Origin of the sequence: Albidovulum sp., assembly GCF_049646345.1 — a bacterium.
In the GTDB taxonomy this organism is placed as follows: domain Bacteria; phylum Pseudomonadota; class Alphaproteobacteria; order Rhodobacterales; family Rhodobacteraceae; genus Albidovulum.
On record NZ_JBARVQ010000310.1, the window covers coordinates 1 to 4,080 of the forward strand.

Here is a 4,080-nt window from a genome sequence, read left to right on the forward strand (position 1 = left end):
GGATATGCTCTTTCAGCACATAGGCGCCATTGCCGACGAGGTTGCCCGCCTCGGTCCATTTGTCGCCGCCAGCTTCCAGCACACCCTTGTTGACCGGGAAGACCGAAGCATGGGTGGTCATCGACGGGAAATAGGGCAGGGGGGCGGTGATCTTCACTTCGAAGGTGTGATCGTCCACGGCAGTCACGCCCAGCTCATCGACCGGCTTTTCCCCGGCGATGATTTCCGAGGCGTTCACGATCTGCATCAGTTCAATATACCAGGCATACTCCGAGGCGGTCGCCGGATCGGCCAGACGTTTCCACGCATAGACGAAATCATTCGCCGTCACCGGATCGCCGTTTGACCACTTGGCATTGTCGCGCAGGTGGAACGTGTAGGTCGTCTTGTCGTCCGAAAGCTCATAGGATGTGGCGACGCCTGGCACGAGGTTGCCGGTCTGATCTTCGTTCATCAACCCTTCGAAGAGCGAGCGCATGATGCCCGAGCCTTCGACATCGGTGTTGATCTGGGGATCCATCGACTTGATCGCGTCGAGAAGCCAGTAGGTATATTCCTGATTTTCCGCGAGCGTGTCGCCCGGCTGAACCTCGGCCGCGACCGCAGGCAGGACAAGGCTCGCGCTGAGGATGGTGGAAAGGAGCAGTTTGTTCATCATTGGATGACCTCCCAAGGTTGTGTTGTTGTTTTCATTGTTTCCAAGAATGCGCCTGATATGGCGAATGTGCAAAGCCTAGTACGCGCGCTTTTCCGCACAAGGGCATTGCGCCGGGACGAAACGGGTACGTTGCGTCAAGATGCCGGACAGACCCGGCATATCGTCGGATTGACCGGAAGGATTGCCCCGGTGTTTCGGTGATCTGCCGGTTCAGGGCGACCGATTGTGACCGGCGCTGATTTGCGTGCGTTACATTCTTGCGCCGGGATCGGCGTCCGAATCACCGCAACGCGATTGACCCGATCCCGCATCACCACCAGAGTTGCGCGTCAGGAGGTGCTGCATGAAACCTGACCATCCGCTGAATCCTGCGCCGGAAGACGCCGCGTTGCGCCGCGCTGTGCGGCCGGTCATCTGCTATCCGCCCGAGACGCTTCCGGCACCCGACATGGCGCTATACTCTGCCGCGCGCGACAGGTTGGAAGTGGTGAGCACTGTGATCGTTCCCCCGCGCGAGGCGCGTAGCTTCCGGGTGCCTGCGGGTCACTTCTTCCGCATCCATTCGGTCGATGGTCCGCAGGTCGGCGATCTAAATCTTTGGCATTCAGCCAACCTTAAGGAACGCTTCTATTCCGGCAAGACGCGCGCTTTGCATGGCACCCATCTGTCGACCGGTGACCGGATGTGGTCGAGTTTTCCGTATCTCAGGCCGATGGCGACGATCACCCATGACACGCTCGACTGGTACGGTTTCGACGCATTCGGTGGCAGCGTGCATGATGTGATCGGTACGCGCTGCGATCCCTATACGCACAATCTGCTTAGCCACGGCGGTCAGTACCATCACTGCTGCCATTCCAACCTGACACGCGCGCTGGCAGACGAGGCCGGGCTGCCGTTGACCGAGGTCGAAGGGGATGTTCACGACGTCCTGAATGTCTTCATGTGCACCGGATTCACACGTGATACCGGCCAGTATTTCATGAAAGCCTCTCCGGTTCGGCCGGGCGACTATCTGGAATTCTTTGCCGAGATCGACCTTTTGGGTGCCTTGTCTGCCTGTCCTGGTGGGGATTGCTCGGCAGAGCATTCATCGGATGCAGCCGCCTGCTATCCGCTGCTGGTCGAAGTTCTACGTCCGGTTTCGGATGTCATGGGCAACTGGCAAGCGCCGCCTGTTAACACATATGACCGCAGTCACGGCCGCTGATCGGCCCGCCCAATGCGCCAGGTTTGGGTGGATTGTTTCCAATTTCGAATCGGTGTCTTTGCCACGTATCCAGCTAAGCCATGCGGCTGATTCTTGCCATTTTTGCCTTTCCGGGGGATTTCCTGCCAGAGGTCCCTCTGTGACAGGGAGTGCGATGATTTGGCAACGCGGTCTGTGCTGAAAAGGCCTAAACACCCTCAGAAAAAAAAGAAAAAACCACTAAAACTGTCGCGGTTTCGTCAATATTCCCAGTTTGCGCCCTATTGTTGCCGGGTTCTGGGGGGATCAAAAACATGCGGATACTAAGATTGAGTTAAATCTTGGCCGATCAACGTGGGGCCAATGGACAGCCGAAATCGTCCGTTGGTGGTGGAACTGGAGTACGAGAATGTCACTGAACGAGCTTGTCGAGAAATCGGAACTCGAAGGACAGATGGATGAGTTGCAGCCGGGCACAACCCTGCTGCACGGCCAGTACACGATTACCCGCTTCTTGAACAATGGCGGATTTGGCATCACCTACCTGGCGAAAGACAGCCTCGACCGCGAGGTCGTCATCAAGGAATGCTTCGCCGATGCGTTCTGCCGCCGGACGAACACGATCGTCAGCGCGCGGTCGCGGGCGCATCAGGGTGAATTGAAGTCGATCATCCGCCACTTCATCCAGGAAGCGCGCAGCCTGTCGAAGCTGATGCACCCGAACATCGTCGGCGTCCATCAGGTCTTTGAGGACAACGACACCGCTTATATGGCCATCGATTTCGTCGACGGTAAGGACCTTCTGGAGATCCTTGAGGATCCGGCAGCCAAGCTGACGCCCGAACAGATCGTGGGCATCACCCGCAAGCTGCTTTCGGCGATCGGATATGTACATGAGCATGGATTGCTTCACCGCGACATCTCGCCGGACAACATCCTTCTGACCCGTCAGGGTGAACCGATCCTGATCGATTTCGGCGCCGCCCGCGAAAATGCCGGGGATACCGGGCGCAAGCATTCGGCTTTGCGCGTGGTCAAGGACGGCTATTCGCCGCAGGAATTCTACATCGCAGGCAGTGAACAGGGGCCGTGGAGCGATCTCTACGCTCTGGCCGCCTCGCTTTATCATGCGATCAAGAGCGAGGCGCCGGTGAATGGCCAGCAACGCCTTGCAGCCATCGCGGAACAACGCCCCGACCCGTACGAGCCCCTGACGGGGGCCGTGGAAGGATACCCTGCCGGGTTCCTTGAGGCCGTCGACAAGGCAATGAACACCAAGCCGTCGATGCGCATTCAGTCGTCGACCGAATGGCTCGCGCTGCTGGACAATCCGGCTGGCAAGAAAACCGTCGACGGCGATCCCGAGGCGGCAATCTCCAAGCTGCTGGTCCAGAGTGATGATGACAGTACCCTGGACAGTGCCGTTGCGGCCGCTGCCGTTGCCGATGTGGCCGGCGGAAAGAAAGGCGGGTTTGCCCCGCTGGCCGATGCCGACCCGCAGCCGATGGTGGAAACGCCCGCGAAGGGTCGCGGTGGTTTGATGGCAGTGTCGGCGCTGGCCGTTCTCGCCGTGCTTGGTTTGGTTGGCTACAGCTTTGTCGGTGGTGAAGCACCGGCACCGACAGAAGCCGAGGTTGCACAACCTGTCGCGGCGGTCGAACCCGTGACGGAACCGGCCCCTGCGCCCGCCGAGCAATCCGACGTCGTTGTTGCCACTGCCGCTCCGTCCTTCGGTGCGACGGATGATGCGGCAGCGGCTCCGGCCGAGGTTGAGGAAACCGCCGACATCACCGCGAGCGCAGAGGCGCCGGTCGAAATCGCGGTTCCGGCGGTCATTGCCGAACCTGTGGTGGAAGCTCCGGCAGCCGACGAAATCGTGTCCGAGGAGGCCAAGGCACCAGCACCGGCCATCGTCAAGGCCGAACCGGTTGCAGATGGCCCGGTTCTTGAGCAGCAGGTGACCTTCGCGCTTTGGGATATCGCAATTCCCTTCGAGTTTTCGCAAAATGCCGTGCGCAACGCTCAGGTCGTGCTGATCACCGATGTTCCGGCTGATACCGACCTTGCGGTTGCGGGCAGCTGGATTGCGCCGGGCACGGAAATCTTCACCGTCAATGATGAACCCTTCTCGGTCGAGCGGCCGTTCACGACGCTGGTTCTGAACGCGATGGTCATTGACCCGGATGGATATACCCGTACCACGGTACGCTTCAAAAGCGTGCAAACCCAGCGC

General features: G+C 59.4%; 3 protein-coding genes. 2 read left to right on the forward strand and 1 reads right to left on the reverse strand.

Annotated features, from left to right (window positions below; translation table 11 throughout):
• On the reverse strand, positions 1-658 hold a 658-nt coding region (locus WBB85_RS07900), incomplete at its 3' end, for a peptide ABC transporter substrate-binding protein (RefSeq protein ID WP_432638075.1).
• A gap of 343 nt (positions 659-1,001) precedes the next feature.
• On the opposite strand from WBB85_RS07900, the gene WBB85_RS07905 reads away from it, so the two are divergent.
• On the forward strand, positions 1,002-1,868 hold the full coding sequence (locus WBB85_RS07905; protein ID WP_432638076.1) for an urea carboxylase-associated family protein: 867 nt from the start codon (positions 1,002-1,004) through the stop codon (positions 1,866-1,868).
• Between the two features lie 388 nt (positions 1,869-2,256).
• A partial coding sequence (locus WBB85_RS07910; protein WP_432638077.1) for a serine/threonine protein kinase occupies positions 2,257-4,080 on the forward strand: 1,824 nt, incomplete at its 3' end.